General features: G+C 35.5%; 16 protein-coding genes, 1 tRNA gene and 1 pseudogene. 6 read left to right on the top strand and 12 right to left on the bottom strand.

The genetic code is table 11. The features are described from left to right. Positions 1-95 precede the first annotated feature (95 nt). Entirely contained in the window at positions 96-467 is a 372-nt protein-coding gene (locus ACFOZ1_RS03210) for a YhjD family protein (protein WP_390195779.1), read from the top strand. 180 nt (positions 468-647) lie between these two features. Then, positions 648-1,464 (top strand): annotated as a pseudogene (gene zupT, locus ACFOZ1_RS03205) (zinc transporter ZupT). Between the two features lie 59 nt (positions 1,465-1,523). Here the strand turns inward: zupT and ACFOZ1_RS03200 are convergent. Next, positions 1,524-1,658 (bottom strand): lmo0937 family membrane protein, encoded by a 135-nt coding sequence (locus ACFOZ1_RS03200; RefSeq protein ID WP_390195777.1) that lies wholly within the window; start codon positions 1,656-1,658, stop codon positions 1,524-1,526. Between the two features lie 192 nt (positions 1,659-1,850). Between ACFOZ1_RS03200 and ACFOZ1_RS03195 the strand changes: the two genes are divergently transcribed. The 4 genes from ACFOZ1_RS03195 to ACFOZ1_RS03180 all read left to right on the top strand — a co-directional run bounded on the left by ACFOZ1_RS03195 (position 1,851) and on the right by ACFOZ1_RS03180 (position 4,257). After that, positions 1,851-1,924 (top strand) — tRNA-Gly (locus ACFOZ1_RS03195). Between the two features lie 152 nt (positions 1,925-2,076). Next, on the top strand, positions 2,077-3,462 hold the full coding sequence (gene rlmD / locus ACFOZ1_RS03190; protein ID WP_390195775.1) for a 23S rRNA (uracil(1939)-C(5))-methyltransferase RlmD: 1,386 nt from the start codon (positions 2,077-2,079) through the stop codon (positions 3,460-3,462). Between the two features lie 260 nt (positions 3,463-3,722). After that, positions 3,723-3,989: a type II toxin-antitoxin system Phd/YefM family antitoxin gene (locus tag ACFOZ1_RS03185; RefSeq protein WP_390195773.1), complete on the top strand. Its 267-nt coding sequence runs from the start codon at positions 3,723-3,725 to the stop codon at positions 3,987-3,989. Next, on the top strand, positions 3,976-4,257 hold the full coding sequence (locus ACFOZ1_RS03180) for a type II toxin-antitoxin system RelE/ParE family toxin (RefSeq protein WP_390195771.1): 282 nt from the start codon (positions 3,976-3,978) through the stop codon (positions 4,255-4,257). The genes ACFOZ1_RS03185 and ACFOZ1_RS03180 overlap by 14 nt, the downstream gene beginning before the upstream one ends. A gap of 413 nt (positions 4,258-4,670) precedes the next feature. Here the strand turns inward: ACFOZ1_RS03180 and ACFOZ1_RS03175 are convergent, their stop codons facing one another. The 11 genes from ACFOZ1_RS03175 to ACFOZ1_RS03125 form a co-directional block, all read right to left on the bottom strand. Next, the gene (locus tag ACFOZ1_RS03175) at positions 4,671-6,122 is read right to left on the bottom strand and encodes a PH domain-containing protein (protein ID WP_390195769.1); all 1,452 of its coding nucleotides are present in this window, start codon (positions 6,120-6,122) and stop codon (positions 4,671-4,673) included. Beyond that, complete coding sequence (locus ACFOZ1_RS03170) at positions 6,115-6,597, bottom strand: PH domain-containing protein (protein WP_390195767.1); 483 nt, start codon at positions 6,595-6,597, stop codon at positions 6,115-6,117. Before ACFOZ1_RS03170 ends, ACFOZ1_RS03175 begins: the two co-directional genes overlap by 8 nt. Positions 6,598-6,665: 68 nt before the next feature. Beyond that, positions 6,666-7,259: an ABC transporter ATP-binding protein gene (locus ACFOZ1_RS03165; protein WP_390195765.1), complete on the bottom strand. Its 594-nt coding sequence runs from the start codon at positions 7,257-7,259 to the stop codon at positions 6,666-6,668. Between the two features lie 49 nt (positions 7,260-7,308). Further along, on the bottom strand, positions 7,309-8,049 hold the full coding sequence (locus ACFOZ1_RS03160; protein WP_390195763.1) for an ATP-binding cassette domain-containing protein: 741 nt from the start codon (positions 8,047-8,049) through the stop codon (positions 7,309-7,311). Next, the gene (locus tag ACFOZ1_RS03155) at positions 8,027-8,830 is read right to left on the bottom strand and encodes an ABC transporter permease (protein ID WP_390198036.1); all 804 of its coding nucleotides are present in this window, start codon (positions 8,828-8,830) and stop codon (positions 8,027-8,029) included. The genes ACFOZ1_RS03160 and ACFOZ1_RS03155 overlap by 23 nt, the downstream gene beginning before the upstream one ends. Positions 8,831-8,835: 5 nt before the next feature. Further along, complete coding sequence (locus tag ACFOZ1_RS03150) at positions 8,836-9,819, bottom strand: ABC transporter permease (protein ID WP_390195761.1); 984 nt, start codon at positions 9,817-9,819, stop codon at positions 8,836-8,838. Between the two features lie 10 nt (positions 9,820-9,829). Continuing rightward, entirely contained in the window at positions 9,830-11,416 is a 1,587-nt protein-coding gene (locus ACFOZ1_RS03145) for an ABC transporter substrate-binding protein (RefSeq protein WP_390195759.1), read from the bottom strand. Positions 11,417-11,537: 121 nt separating this feature from the next. Then, positions 11,538-12,287 (bottom strand): nickel pincer cofactor biosynthesis protein LarB, encoded by a 750-nt coding sequence (gene larB / locus ACFOZ1_RS03140; RefSeq protein WP_390195757.1) that lies wholly within the window; start codon positions 12,285-12,287, stop codon positions 11,538-11,540. Between the two features lie 292 nt (positions 12,288-12,579). Next, positions 12,580-14,043 (bottom strand): gluconokinase, encoded by a 1,464-nt coding sequence (locus tag ACFOZ1_RS03135; protein ID WP_390195755.1) that lies wholly within the window; start codon positions 14,041-14,043, stop codon positions 12,580-12,582. Between the two features lie 24 nt (positions 14,044-14,067). After that, a complete protein-coding gene (gene larE, locus ACFOZ1_RS03130; protein WP_390195753.1) occupies positions 14,068-14,868 on the bottom strand; it encodes an ATP-dependent sacrificial sulfur transferase LarE in 801 nt (266 codons plus the stop codon). A gap of 48 nt (positions 14,869-14,916) precedes the next feature. Further along, complete coding sequence (locus ACFOZ1_RS03125) at positions 14,917-15,687, bottom strand: SDR family oxidoreductase (protein WP_390195751.1); 771 nt, start codon at positions 15,685-15,687, stop codon at positions 14,917-14,919. Positions 15,688-15,703: the final 16 nt, after the last annotated feature.

Genomic DNA, 15,703 nt, shown 5'->3' with positions numbered 1-15,703 from the left:
TTTACCTTATTTTGCTAATGATTAATAAGCTATTGCATTTTATTATTTCCTTGCATATAATAGAACATATGTTCCTTTTAAGGAGGGTACCTACAGTGCGATATTTAACAGATGAAGAATGGCAAATCGCTTCACGTTTTTTATTTCTTTCATTGGCTTTACAAGTCATTAAACGTGATATTCAACAATTGGAAAGACAATCGCCATTCAAAATTACAGAACCATATATCGAATTGCTGTTACGGATTGAAAAACAAGCGACAAAAGAATCCCATTTACTAAGAAAAGAAATGTTGAAAGAAAAAATCACGATAACGATAATTAATCGTGAAGATACATTTACAACTTATTTATTTAGATGTAAAGGCAAAGAAGAAAAACGCAATTACTTTAATCCAGCTATTCGGAAAAAAGTCGAAAATATTTTGCATGAATTATTTCAAACAGTTAAGCAAGAATGCTCTTAATACTACTATATACCCTTTTTTCTATAAGCTAATACAACACCTTTCCAATACTACAAATAAAATTGTTGACCTTTTTTTAGATGAAGAGTAATATGTTTCGTAAGGGAAACTTTTTGAAGCATAGTGCATATAATTAGGTTAGCTAATTCATTCACTATATAGGGAGAGGTGTTACAACACATGACGGATCCACATGTCATATTACTTGCATTTGGTTTAACGTTGTTGGCTGGACTTGCGACAGGGGTTGGAAGTATTTTAGCATTCTTCACATCTACAACAAATACAAAGTTTTTATCATGGGCACTAGGTTTCTCAGCAGGTGTAATGATCTATGTATCTATGGTAGAGATATTCTTTAAGGCACAAGATGCTTTAGTTGCCGCAAAGGGAGATATGTTAGGTCAATGGTTAACAGTTGCTGGTTTTTTCGGTGGTATGATTTTAATTGCATTAATTGATAAATATATCCCTTCACAAGGGAATCCACACAATATAAAGAAAGTAGAAGATATGAACAGTTCTACTTCAGGCAATGGAGATAGTGCTTTATTAAAAATGGGTACATTCACTGCTTTAGCTATTGGGATTCATAACTTTCCTGAAGGGATTGCAACATTTACAGCAGCAATTCAGGATCCTGCTTTAGGTGTAGCCATTGCGATTGCAATTGCAATTCACAACATACCAGAAGGGATTGCTGTATCTGTACCAATTTATTATGCTACAGGAGATAAAAAGAAAGCATTTCGTCTTTCCTTCTTATCAGGATTAGCAGAACCTGTTGGTGCAATCATCGCATTTTTATTCTTAATGCCATTCTTATCTGATATGTTATTTGGAATCATTTTTTGCAGCAGTAGCTGGAATCATGGTATTTATTTCACTTGACGAACTATTACCAGCAGCAAAAAGATACGATGAAACACATAAATCGATTTACGGTTTAATGACAGGAATGGCAGTAATGGCAATTAGTTTATTGCTATTCATTTAATATAAGAAGAAAACGCACCATGCTCAGTTAACCAAAGCATGGTGCGTTCGTATTAGTTATCATTTTCGAATCATTTTGTAAATAAATACTACTAATGCAATGACAAGTAGGACATGAATAAGTCCACCTGCAAAGTCTAGTAAAAAGCCTACAATCCAAATTAATAATAAAATTCCAATAATTGTCCAAATCATGTTATTCTCTCCTTTTTTTTTGTTTCGTGTATTTACTCTATAAAATACCCAAAGGGAAAAAAGATAAACTTTTTTTGATAAATTGTTGCATCTACACATAGAGATTGTTATAATTAGAAACATCATTTTATTAATTTTATGTAAATTTTTGTTGAGTTTTCTCTAACTTAAAGAAAAATGTGTGTCATTTATGCGGGTGTAGTTTAGTGGTAAAACCTCAGCCTTCCAAGCTGATGTCGAGAGTTCGATTCTCTTCACCCGCTCCATACATAGGTGTGAACGTAGTGTTTCGTTTTAAATGAAGCATTACGTTTTTTTAGTTGAAAAGAAAACTCACTTGTATGTATTGTAAATTAATCTATTAATTAGTATGATGGATAGTTAGAAAGTACGTGTTTTTAGAGTAGGAGGAATTCATTTGGCAGCAAATGTTGAAACATATATCACAAAAATCGAAGAACTAGATAAAAAAGGGTCAGGTAAAGCAATTGTTTGGCGAGATACAGGTGAAGTAAATCCAAAAAAACTTAAATTGAATATTCCACAGACATTAGTAGGCGAAACGGTGAAAGTAACAGTAGAGAACCCTGAACGCAAATGGGCTATTGTTGCTGCAGATGAAATCATCGAAGAGCATCCTGAACGTGTCGAACCACCATGTCCACATTTTGACCGATGCGGAGGTTGCGTGTGGCAACATTGGTCATATACAGGGCAATTAGAAGAAAAAACAAACCATGTAAAAAAAGTGATTGCACAAGAAGGATTTGATCCATCTTTAGTTGCACACGCAATTGGAATGAACGAAGAGTGGCACTATCGAAATAAAATGGAATTTACATTTTCAAAAGATGGCTCATTAGGATTACATGAACAAGGAAATTTCAGAAAAGTTATTCCATTAGAAACATGCTTAATCGCTGGTAACGACATGGTCGATGCCACAATGGAAGTTGTAAAATGGACAAAAGAACATTGCTTGCAAGGATATGATAAAGATACACACGAGGGACTTCTACGGCATTTAATGGTACGTCAATCTTTTACAACAGGTGAAATGATGCTAGGAATATTTGCAACAGAATCACCTAGTGGTCCATTAACTACAGCCGTAGAGGACTTAGTAAGCAGAATTACAACAATGTATCCACAAGTGAAAAGTCTTCTTTGGTTAGAAAATCGAGATTGGGCTGATAGAACACAATCTGAGAATACCCATGTATTAGCTGGAAGAGACTTCATATATGATGAAATGTTAGGCTACCGTTATCGTTTATGGTTTGATACATTTTTTCAAACTAATCCAATCCAAGCACAAAAATTAGTCGAGTTGGCATTAGAAATGGCACAACCAACTAAAGACGATAAGATGATTGATTTATTCTGTGGTGTAGGTACATTTTCTTTACCATTCGCAGATAAAGTTGGCTCACTTGCAGGAATAGAAATTGTTGAAGCATCCATCGAATCAGCCAAACGTAATGCAAAAGACAACGATGTAACAAACACGTATTTCTTAGCAAAAGATGCACGAAGAGGGATTGATGAGGTACTAGAAACATTCGGTATTCCTAACCTATTATTACTCGATCCCCCTAGATCCGGAGCTGGTGGAAAGGTAATGCGTCGAATTGGCAGGGCACAACCAGATAAAATAGTATATGTGTCATGTAATCCCGATACATTTGCAACAGACATAAAAGAATTGGAACCATTTGGCTATAAACTAAAACAAGTTCAACCTGTCGATTTGTTCCCACATACTATCCATGTGGAGCTTGTAGCATTGATGTCTAGAGAATAAATAATGATATAACAACGTTCTTAAGACGAGACATCTATTTTGTCAACTTGACGAAATGGATGTCTTTTTGTTTGTGGGAACAAATCATCATACTACAAAATAAGAATATGTTGAGTTGACAGAAACAATGTTTAACTAGGGAGTGGACAGAATGGATATTGTCTTTCATTTTAACGGTCAACCATTTGAATAGATACGCTAATTAAACATAATTATGTTATAATAAAGACATGATTATGAACTGAAGTGGAGGGGTTATTATGCCGGAAATTAGACCAATTAAAGACTTAAGAAATACAAACGAAATTTCAGAACTTTGTCATGAACGTAATGAACCCGTATATATTACGAAAAATGGTTATGGTCATTTAGTTGTCATGAGTATGGAAACATATAAAGAAAAGTTGGCAAAAGCAGAGCTATATGAAAAGTTAACAGAAGCAGAAATGGAGCTTAACAATAAAGATGAACTTTTAGATGCTGAAGTAGTGTTTGAAAGGATCAAGAAGAAGTATGGTAGAGAATAATTATTCTGTCCATTTTACTAACGTTGCAATGAATGACCTAGATGACATATACTGTTATATTTCAGAAGAGTTATTTGTCGAAAGTGCTGCAACAGAGTTATTGGATCGAGTAGAAAATAGTATCATGCAATTAAAGGAATTTCCGAATTTAGGTACTCGACTCACTGATGAATATCTACGATTGAAAGGTTATAGGAGAATCATTGTTGACTCCTATATCATCTTTTATATTTTAGATGAACAGAAGAGAAAAGTGATTATTATGTGAATTTTATACGGTAAACGAAAATATGAAGATTTGCTCTGAAGAAAAGAATTATAAACTTTTCGTAAACCATGTTCTTACGATATTACGAACAAGTATTTTATAAATATAAGAAATGTAAAAGAGGGTATACAAATGAATTTGATTAATTCATTTTATAAAACAATAGCAGAAATGGGTATGGAAATACTTGAAAAGCCCGTTTTTCATATCAAGCACCTGTATGATATGTTCCCGCAGACGAGCATTTTGCTAAAAACGCAAATACATCCATTCCATCCACTCGTCGCATGTGGAATGTGTAGCAATTTTAGAAAAAGAAAGCTAATTTTACAATTTTCTAACCTATAAAAAAATGCAAGTTGGATTTGTGAAAGTAACTCCAACTTGCACTTTTGTTGTTTCATTTGACTAAGTTATTTCTTTTGATAAGAATACCAATCAGCAATTTGATACGCCTCATCTAGTTCCATTTCTCTTATTGTAATATGACGTCCGACAAATTTATTAAGGATAGCTATATTAATCGAAGCCAATTGTTGCTTTCGATGCAAAAAGTGTTGTTTCTTTTGCATTGATTGGATACGAGAATGTTTAACGATGACTGTATCTCTACTTAATAGTCTACTCTGCACAAATAAATAGTCTTTTTCTAACTGGAATTTTACTGTTTTGTACTGCCAATATCCGAACACTGCCGCTAGAATCGTTGCAATAATAGGGATATAAACCCACTCAAGTAATGTAAATGCAAGAATAATTGTTGCTAGAAGCGGAAAGAGAATAGATCTAATTAAATAATACGGTAACGACCTTTTTGGTAGTGATGTTGGTTGGTCGATTGTATAATCATATTCTGGTAATACTTCTTGCAAAAAGTCTTTTACTTTAGCTTTTTTCATTAGTGGAAAGAGTAATGTCGTTGTTTCTCCATTTTGACTAATTTCTCCACTAGCTATTTCTACATACAAGGATGCGTAACCTAGTGGTTGACGTAAGATTGATTCTTTCATTCCGATTGCTTGAATTCTCTTAAGTGGAATGGTAGATTGTTTCTTCTCTATTAATCCTCTTGTAATATACAATTCCTTCTCGTATCTAGTAACAGTGAAATCCCAATATTGAATAAGTGTCGTAACAATTCCAAGTACCCATATAAAAATGAAAACAACAATAGCAAGAGCAATCAATACTTGCAACGCTTGCGCCATTACCCATGCTGTAGCCTGATTGTAGAAATGGTCTGGGATAAATGTCTCAAGCTCAGAAAATCCGATTGCGAATAAACCAAGAATAATTCCAAAACTGCCAGAAGTCGAACCTGCAATAATAAGCGCTCGTGGAGTAACTTTTTTAAACGGATGAGCAGGCTGTTCTTTCATTTCTAAATTATGTCCTTCTGCCTCATCAGACAGCTGCTCTTTCATTTGTTTATTGTATTTCAATTGATCATGGACATAGCGCCCTTCTTCCATTGTGACAGCATGTAAAGATGCATCAATGTTATGATCACTACCTGCTGTTTCAATCTGGACCTTCGTCAATCCAAAGATACGATGAATCAAATTTTGGGATAAATCAATCGACTGAATACGGTGTTTCGATATCGTTCGTTTTTTTCTAACGATAATTCCTTGTTCAATCCTAATTTGGTCTTCTTCTAATAGATATGTATAGCGCCACCATGAAAGGAATGTGTATACTAACAAAAATACTAGAATAGCGATTGCACCAATCAGAATATACATCCATTGTTTACTACTTATAGCGATAATAAGAAGCGGTAAATAACTCAGTGCAGTTTGTTTTATTATCTTAAAAATAGACAAAAGCATACCAATTGGATGGATTCGCTTTGGTTCAGACATCATCTTGTTCCACCCTTGCTAACGCAGAGATTTGGTCACGTAAATCTGCCGCTTCTTCTTCTAGTAATGCAGGAATCTCATGCTTCGTTGCAGCTGTTGAAATTTGTAATGTTGCTAACCCATATTTCTTTAAAATCGGTCCTTGCTCTGTATCAACATGCTGTACACGAATCATCGGGACAACTGTTCTCGTTACTACAATAATGCCATGTTGTATGTAGATTTCTTGGTCATATATTTGATAACGCCATCTTCTCCATCTCAATTTCGGTACAATAAAGCAAGTGATAATCCATTCCACTATAGTGATACTTATAGCAATGATACCGATCCAATATGAAATAAAGTCAAAGAAATAAGCCGCGACAAATGCAGCAATACTTACAATTAAGAAAATAATAGCGGTTAAATGTGCTGTTATTTGCCAGGCTTTAATAGCATCTTTTGCTATTCTTTCTGTTGGTTGTTCTCTCATCATGTCTCCCCCTCTTATAAATATGCTAGTATGTATACGCAATGCGTCTACCATATGTTTCAATTATTTTATAGTAATTTCTCAAAAGTTACAATTCTTGTTGCAACATGCCCTAATAAAGCTTGGTCATGACTAATAATGAGAACACCAATATTTCTGGAACGAACATACGATAAAAAAGCTTTCCAAATTGTCACTTGAGTAATAGGGTCAAGCATTGTTGTCATCTCATCCGCAATAATATAACTTGGATTCGTCATCAATGCTCTTACAATACATATTCTCTGTAATTGTCCTCCTGACAATTGATTAGGAAATCGTTCAAGCCAAGCTCTATCAATTTGAAATAATGCAAGTAAGTCTTCATTAATTGGTCCTACTTCTGTTAAAATTCTTTTTATTCTCCATTTAGGATTTACTGCTTCTTCTGGATGTTGCCAAATTAATTGGACTGGGTGCGCCTTTCCTTTCTCTTGTGTAATGGAAAGATGACCAGCGATTGGACGTAAATATCCTGCAATGATTTTTGCTAATGTGGTTTTTCCTACACCACTTCTCCCAATTAATCCAACTATTTCGCCTTGGTCAATAGCGAAGGATACATGCTCAAAAACAATTTGGTTCGATCTATATTTATAAGATATGTCAGATAATGTTAACATGAAACCCCTCACCTCTTTTGAAAGAATAGCCATTTTAATATAGATTACTTCACTCACATGTGAAAGATTGTTCAGGTAGTGCACGCCAAAGAGCTCTTGTATATGGATGGCTAAACGATTCATCCGTAAATGCGCATCCTTCCCTTACGATACAATCTATCACACTACCATTTTTTAATACGACAATTTTATCCGCTATTTGTTGTGCAGCAAGAAAATCGTGTGTAATGAAAAGTAAGCTTTTTTTCTGCTCTTTTATTTTCAACAATAGTTGAAGCAAATCTTGACGTGCTTCCATATCTAACCCTGGAGTAGGTTCATCTGCCACCACTAATTTTGCATCACTTACTAGTGCCATAGCAATCATGACACGTCTTCGCTGACCACCCGATAATTCAAAAGGATAGCTACGCATAATCGATTCTTCTAAACCTAATTCCAACAATGTATTCTTTATCTTTTGTTTATTATTTGTTAGAGTATGAAGTTGTTTTCCAATTTTCATTAATGGATTCAGTGCTTCTACAGATTGTGGAATAAGAACAAGATCTCTCCCTCTCTTAGCTTTTGTTAGCGCTTGGGCCTGAAACGTTATTTCTCCTGACATCTTTAAATTTTCTGGTAACAAGCTAAAAATCGATTGTGCTAATAAACTTTTCCCTATACCACTAGGTCCAAGTAATGCAACAATTTCTCCATGTGGAATCGTAAAGTTGATTTCGTTAAGGATTGTATTATCCGATTTAGGATGATAAATAGATACTTGTTTAAATTGAAGTAGTGGTTTCATATGTATGGTCCTTTACCAATATTTTTTTCCATCTTGTTGCACTACTTTGCAATAACAAGATAATGATACATAACATCGCACCAGGGAAAAATGCAAGCCACCACATCCCTGTAGACAAATATTGCATCGATTCAGATAATATCACGCCGATTGCTGGCATATCTTGAGGCAAACCAAATCCTAGGAATGTAATTGCAGCTTCATGCAAAATCGCATGTGGGAAAATCACTGTAAAACCAACCAACAAATGTGGGAGTACATGTGGCAAATAATGATGGAGTGCTCGCCACCAAAATCGTTTACCCAATCGTTCCGAAAACTTAACATATGTGGATTGTTTAAGTTGTAACATTTCTATACGTAATATACGGGTAAGGTTAGGCCAATGTGTAAGCACTAATCCTATAATCACACCTTTCATTCCTCCACCTACGACAAATGAGATAAGTAGTAATGTAACTAAATGTGGCAAACTTAAGCAAACATCAATCAACCAAGAAATGACGAAATCTATTTTACGGTGAAATGTCGCAATGATTGCTAATAGAAAACTAATTATTGTTGACAATACTGCAGTCAAAAGCCCTACATTAATACTAAGTTGTAATGCTTTTAATGTACGAAAAAACATATCTCTTCCTAACCAATCTGTTCCAAACAAATGGGCTATACTTGGAGCAGAATTGCGCGATTCTAATTGCAGTGTAATAGATTCTGAATCGATCGAAATAGATAATAGATAAATGAACAAAAATAAACTAATTGGCCACATTACTTTCATACGCTTCACATCCACCCCTCATTTCTTAACCTCGGATCAATGAGGGAACTAAAGAAATCTGCAAGAAAATTACCAATAAAAACGAAGCAGGCACTAATTAAGACAATTCCTAATAAAAGTGGTATATCACCATTTAATCCAGCGTCTACAATTGCTTGTCCCATTCCAGGATAACTAAAAACTTGCTCTGCTAATATAACTCCACCGAACAATTCGCCAAATGATGCAAAATGTAATGTCATTACCGGAATAATCATATTCGGAAAAGCTTGCTGACGGAATAATGTCCACCCACTTAATCCATTTGCACGTGCTTGTCGTATGTATGGTTGATTCATTACTTCAAGTAATTTTTCTCTTGTATGTAAACAAATACTAGATACACCAATAATACTTAATGTTAATGCAGGAAGAATCGCATGATAGATTCGATCACCTATAGATACTTCCTCTCTTGTTAATCCAATCGGTGCGCTTAAACCAACAGGTAAAATATCGAGCCAAACAGCAAATAACATTAATAACACTAAGCCTAACCAAAAGCTAGGTGTTGCTAATAATACATAACAATATCCTTTAATCCATTTATCTATCCAACTATCTTTCTTTAATGCTGCAATAATACCTAGAACAATTCCAATCATACCTTGCATTACCCAAGCTAATGCCATCAATATAATAGATGCAAAGAAGCGATCTGCAATCACATCGGTCACTTCTGTTCGATAAGTAAGCGAAACACCAAAGTCTCCTGTCAATAAACTACTAAGCCAGTGCACATATTGAAGAAACATTGGTTCGTTCAATCCCCAATATGCTTCAATATTAGCCTTTTGCTCTGGACTTATCACTAATAGATCTGCTCCTATATATGCTCGAATCGGATCGATTGGGGATAAACTAATTAATACAAATGTAATCATACTTACTGCAACTAATAATAGAAGAAATCGAATTGTCTTTTTTAATAAAAATCTTACTAGTTGCATGTTATGTTCCTCATTTCTTCTTATCAGATGAATCATGCCATTCTGTAATAAAATCAGTAATTGGCCATCCATGACCATGTGGTTGAATTTTTTGTTGACCAATATCTATTTCTTCATTTATATAGTAAATGTGATTTAAGTTAACAAGCCATACCCATGGTGCATCTCCCTTCGCACTAACACCTGTGTTCCCATCCCATTGAATAGATTGCCAATATTGATTGGCTTCCACATCAGACGTTGCATGGATTGCTTTGGTGAGATATTCATCCACCACTTCATTCTCATAATAATTACTATTATAATAATCGATACCTTTCATTTCTGAACCGAATAAATAATATAATTCGATTGGGTCATGACTTCCCCATCCCATCATTACAGGATTTGCATGCATTAATTTATCAAGTTCATTCCAACTCTCAGAAGCTGTCTTCACTTCGATACCAAACTGGTTCATTTGATCAGCAAATACAAGAGACAGAGATTGTCGCATTTGATCACCTGATGGATAGTATAATGTAAAACTAGCGCGCACCCCATCTTTCTCATATATCCCATCTGCTTTCTTATCCCATCCTGCTTTATTCATAATAGTGTGCGCTTTTGTGACATCATGTTCTATTCTTGCTTCATCTGTTCCCCATGGCAGTTGATCTACACTTGAATATGCTTCCGTACCTTCCCCATTTAATATGCCGTCAACCATTGCTTGACGATCTACTGCATAATTCATTGCTTGTCTTATCGCAATATCTTGTGTTACTACATTTCCTATTTCCTCATTTTTCTCATTTACATAAGGTGCCGTTGTCGGTAACATCACACCTCGATTGTCTACACTCTGAAGGGATAACCGCTTCATTCCAGTTATCTCTGTTTGGGCATAACTAATCGGTAATGATAAAACATCTATTAGTCCTGCTTTTGCTTGTGCTAATGCTTGATCTTCTTCAGCAAATAGGAATACTAATCGCTCAAATTCAGGTTTTTTCCCATAATAATATGGATTTCTCTCCACAATTAGCTGTTCTCCTTTACGCCATTCTACAAATGTATATGGACCAGAACCTATTGGCTCTTCAGCATAAGTTTCATCATAGAGATGCGCCGGAACAATTCCTAATGTTTGTAAGACTGTAACAAATGTGGATTGTGGTTTCTTTAAGTGAAATTCTATTGTATATGTATCTATTTCCTTCATCTCTGCTAAATTAGTTAAGTCAACAATGGATTGTGAATGCTTTGCTTGATTAAATGTGAACATCACATCTTTGATTGTTACATCATTCCCATCGGAAAATTTAGCATCTTTTCGTAATGTGATTGTCCAGATTAATCCATCATCAGATACCTCATATGCAGTTGCTAAATCTGTTGTAATTTGTAAATCTTGGTCTCTTGATAATAATGTACTTTGAAATAGAGGACTTCCATATCTTCCCCAACCCGTTGTTGGATCAAATCCTTCTGGTTCTCCCCCGATAGCTAAGACTAGTTCTTTCCTTTCATACGCTTGTGATATTTCCGGTGTTTTCTCTGTACAACCAACAATAAAAAGAAGTACGAGAAATAAAAAGACAATATATTTTTTCATTAAAAACATCCTTCTCTCAACACATCTAAATGAACTTATATAATAATTGCATATATTAATCTGACAACAAAAATACATCTTATTCATTTAATTGCTAAAAGATAAGATGTATAAGCTAAAATCACGTTCTCTTATTTGCAAGTCGATGAATCAAGATTGCATTATATGCGCCACCAAATCCGTTATCAATATTTACCACGCTAATTCCTGATGCGCATGAATTGAGCATCGTAAGCAATGCAGACAGTCCTTGGAAGTTCGCACCATATCCAATACTAGTAGGCACTGCAATAATTGGATGTGAAACAAGCCCACCAACAACACTAGGTAAAGCACCTTCCATCCCTGCAATGACAACAGATACAGTGGCATCACGAATCTCATCGATATGTGCAAATAATCGATGAATACCAGCAACGCCTACATCATAAAATCTTCTCACTTCTACACCAAAGGCTTCCGCTGTTTTAGCAGCCTCTTCTGCTACAGATAAATCCGAAGTTCCCGCACATACGATAGCAATATATCCATCTAACTGATACTCTAGTTTCTCTTGATACCGCCTTACTAATGTTCTGCTTATTTGATCATATTCAAAAGATGGGATTTCTTCGCAAATAGCAGTCGCTTTCTCTTCCGATACTCTTGTAATTAATATATTTTCTTGTTTATTCATCATTGCCCGGGAAATATCGATAATTTGTGACGCACTTTTCCCTTCACCAAAGATTACTTCTGGAAATCCTTGTCGTTTTTTACGATGATGGTCCACTTTAGCAAATCCTAAATTTTCAAATGTTGCTAATTTTTCTTTTGCTTCTTCTGGTGATAGTTCTCCATTCGCTACTTGATGTAAGATATCTTCTAACATGATTAACCCCCGTTTAATGATTCAAAAGTGGAAACACCCGTTCAGAAACGTAGAGACTGGAACGCATCAACTGAAATAAAGGAATCACGGTGAGGTACGAACCGATGATGACTTATTGATAGTTGATACGTGAAGTCTCCTAGTTTCTGGGTGTTGTAGCTGGATGATTCAAAAGTGGAAACACCCGTTTAGAAACATAGAGACTGGAACGCATCAACTGAAATAAAGTGAGACTTCCATTTTTTCTCGTGACATTTTTTCACAAGTATTCATCACATAATTTTCTAACCAATCAAAAAAATTTCTCGATGTCTTTTGCGATGTGTTGATATTTCACAAAAATACGAGCATATTGTTCGTGATTTGTAAGGTTTGGTTGGACAACCTTCTCTATTGGAATATGTTGTTTAATTTGTTCAAATGACTCCACTTTATCCATTGCAACTAATGCAGTCCATGATGCTCCCCACGCAGCACCATGATGGGTACCTGATAATTGAATTTCTTTTCCAAATACATCTGCTACAATTTGTACCCATAATGCAGATTTAGAAAGCCCTCCATTTACAGAAATACTTGTCGGTGGACCAGCAATTTCTTCTAAAGATTGGCCAATTTGATATAAGTTAAACACAATCCCTTCTAATACTGCACGAACGAGATATTTTCTTGTATGTATAATCGACAAACCATAAAAATTCCCTCTTGCTTGTTGATTCCATACGGGCGCGCGCTCCCCGTTAACATACGGAACAAAAAAGAGTCCATCTGCTCCTACTGAAACTGTGTCCGCACCTTCTAAAAATTGCTCATGCGTTCCTTCAAATTCCACCATATCTTTTAACCATTGCAGTACAATTCCGCCATTGTTCGTTGGGCCTCCAACAATAGAAGTCGTATCCGTAAAGGCATAACTAAATGTTTCTCCATTATCATTCACATGCTGTCCATTAATTAATTGCCTAATTGCTCCACTCGTTCCAACAGAAATCGCTACTTCTCCAGGTTTGATTGCACCATCACCTAAGTTAGCTAACTGACCATCTGCTGCACCAATTACAAGTTTGGTACCTAAAGGCCATTGTAAATCTCTTTTGATTTCTTCCTCAACGTCAGGCAAAATCGCTGTTGGGGAAACAATTTCACTTATTTGTTTTCGCTCCACACCTGCTAACTGAAGTGCATCTTCATCCCAGTCTAATTTATGGATGTTCATAAGCCCTGTTGCAGAGGCCATGGAATAGTCTATCCAACGTTTCTTACACCATGTATATAACAAATACTCTTTCATGGACATAAAGTACGTTGCTTCATGATATTGTTGAAAATCATATTTTTTCATCCACATCAGTTTTAATAATGGTGACATTGGATGGATTGGTGTACCTGTTTTTTTGTATATTTCTTTCTTCACATTCTCATCCATTTCGTCTGCAATCTCACTACTTCTACCATCAGACCAAATCAACATATCTGTGAGTGGATTCCCATTTGCATCTACACATATCAGAGAATGCATCGCACATGACAATCCAACAGCTAATACATTACAATCTGTCGTATTTACAAAAGCTTCCCGAAGCACTTTACGTGTACTTCGTTCAATATCAAGCGGCTTTTGTTCCACATATGTTGGATTTGGATAATATGTATGAACGAAGTCTTCAAATTCTGTAACAACGTTTCCGTTCAAATCAAAAACTACAGCTTTTACACTTGTTGTACCAATATCTAATCCAATTACTACTTCTTTCATGATACCCTCCTGTACATCCAATCGTTAAGTTAATACACGATTCATGCTACCACTCTTATATCCAATTAAATCCATAGTAACAAATTTATAGCCATAGCTTTGCAGTTGTTCCGTGATACGAGTATGATGGTTTAGTAGTATATGCATGTCTTGTTGTTCTACTTCAATTCTTGCAATATCTCCATGTGTTCTGACTCTTACTTGCTTTAATCCAATCGTTTTTAGAAAGGCTTCCGAACGGTCTACCTTTGTTAACTTTGCTTGTGTTATGGTTTCCCCATACGCAATTCTTGAAGACAAACAAGCAAAAGAAGGCTTCTCCCATGTTGCTAAACCAAATTGCTTAGATAACTGCCTGATTTCTTCCTTATATAAGTTCGCTTCAGCAAGTGGTCCACGAACCCCATGTTTCTTTGCTGCCTTCATACCTGGACGATACTCACTCATATCATCTGCTATCACACCATATACCATATTTTCGAATTGATGCTTTTGCATAATTGGTAAAACATGTTCAAACAAACTATTCTTGCAAAAGTAACAACGATTCTTATTATTTTCTGTATAACCAGGAATCGCAAGTTCGCTTGTTTCGATTACAATATGTTTTGCTCCAATTGCAGATGCTAATTGTTTTGCTTCTTCTAATTCACTTGAAGGATATGTCTCAGAATCTGCTGTAACTGCAAGCACTTTCTCTTTTCCTAATGTGTCAACAGCAACCTTTAACAAAAAGGTACTGTCAACACCACCAGAAAATGCCACAACAACATTATCTAAATCTCGTAAAATAGTTTGTAACTGTTCATATTTTTCCTCAATCATCATGTATTCCTCCTTCATAGGAGATTTCTTTACTTGTACTTGCATAACTTATATCGTCATACTTCCAAATCCACCGTCAACACGGAGAAATGTACCTGTAACAAATCCACTAGCTTTATCTGATGCTAAATAAATTGCTGCACCTTGCAATTCTTCCGGTTCACCAAATCGCTTCATTGGTGTATGATCCATAATAGATTTCACTCTATCTTCACTTAAAATTTTACGGTTCTGTTCAGCAGGAAAGAATCCTGGGATAATTGCGTTCACTCGAATATTATGCGGTGCAAATTCACGTGCAAGAAATTGGGTCACGCTGTTCATCGCTGCCTTTGAAGCGGAATATGTGAATACTTTAGATAAAGGTGTCGTTGAAGATACAGATGAAATGTTAATAATGCTTCCAGAACGGTTTTCTTCTATCATTCTTTTGGCAAAAATTTGTGTAGCAAATACGACTCCTTTTAAATTCACATCCATAATTTTGTCCCATTCTTCTGTTGCTAAATCAAGAAACGGTGTCGTACTGTTCATACCAGGCGCATTTAATACAATATCCCAGCAACCTGCCCATGCTTCAATTTCTTTTGCGACAGTTGCCACTGTATTTAAATCGCTTACATCTGCGTGAAATGCTTTTGCCTCGCCACCACTTTCCCGAATGTCAGCAACAACTTGTTCTGCTGTCTCTATATTTCTCCCTACAATCGCCACTTTCGCACCATGTGTCGCAAACCCTTTTGCAATTGCTCCACCTAATGTACTGTTTCCTCCTAACGCAACTGCAACTTTACCTGTTAAATCAAATAATGTACTCATCATGTATCCCTCCAAT

Source organism: Gracilibacillus marinus (assembly GCF_042651725.1).
GTDB lineage: Bacteria > Bacillota > Bacilli > Bacillales > Amphibacillaceae > Gracilibacillus > Gracilibacillus marinus.
Note: the sequence above shows the minus strand (reverse complement) of the source record. Positions and strands in the feature narration are given on the sequence as shown.

Bases quoted from the DNA above. Each gene is read 5' to 3' on its own strand.
- ACFOZ1_RS03200 (WP_390195777.1), bottom strand. From the start codon at position 1,658: ATGATTTGGACAATTATTGGAATTTTATTATTAATTTGGATTGTAGGC.
- ACFOZ1_RS03185 (WP_390195773.1), top strand. From the start codon at position 3,723: ATGCCGGAAATTAGACCAATTAAAGACTTAAGAAATACAAACGAAATT.
- ACFOZ1_RS03180 (WP_390195771.1), top strand. From the start codon at position 3,976: ATGGTAGAGAATAATTATTCTGTCCATTTTACTAACGTTGCAATGAAT.
- ACFOZ1_RS03175 (WP_390195769.1), bottom strand. From the start codon at position 6,122: ATGTCTGAACCAAAGCGAATCCATCCAATTGGTATGCTTTTGTCTATT.
- ACFOZ1_RS03170 (WP_390195767.1), bottom strand. From the start codon at position 6,597: ATGAGAGAACAACCAACAGAAAGAATAGCAAAAGATGCTATTAAAGCC.
- ACFOZ1_RS03165 (WP_390195765.1), bottom strand. From the start codon at position 7,259: ATGTTAACATTATCTGACATATCTTATAAATATAGATCGAACCAAATT.
- ACFOZ1_RS03160 (WP_390195763.1), bottom strand. From the start codon at position 8,049: ATGAAACCACTACTTCAATTTAAACAAGTATCTATTTATCATCCTAAA.
- ACFOZ1_RS03155 (WP_390198036.1), bottom strand. From the start codon at position 8,830: ATGAAAGTAATGTGGCCAATTAGTTTATTTTTGTTCATTTATCTATTA.
- ACFOZ1_RS03150 (WP_390195761.1), bottom strand. From the start codon at position 9,819: ATGCAACTAGTAAGATTTTTATTAAAAAAGACAATTCGATTTCTTCTA.
- ACFOZ1_RS03145 (WP_390195759.1), bottom strand. From the start codon at position 11,416: ATGAAAAAATATATTGTCTTTTTATTTCTCGTACTTCTTTTTATTGTT.
- larB (WP_390195757.1), bottom strand. From the start codon at position 12,287: ATGTTAGAAGATATCTTACATCAAGTAGCGAATGGAGAACTATCACCA.
- ACFOZ1_RS03135 (WP_390195755.1), bottom strand. From the start codon at position 14,043: ATGAAAGAAGTAGTAATTGGATTAGATATTGGTACAACAAGTGTAAAA.
- larE (WP_390195753.1), bottom strand. From the start codon at position 14,868: ATGATTGAGGAAAAATATGAACAGTTACAAACTATTTTACGAGATTTA.
- ACFOZ1_RS03125 (WP_390195751.1), bottom strand. From the start codon at position 15,687: ATGAGTACATTATTTGATTTAACAGGTAAAGTTGCAGTTGCGTTAGGA.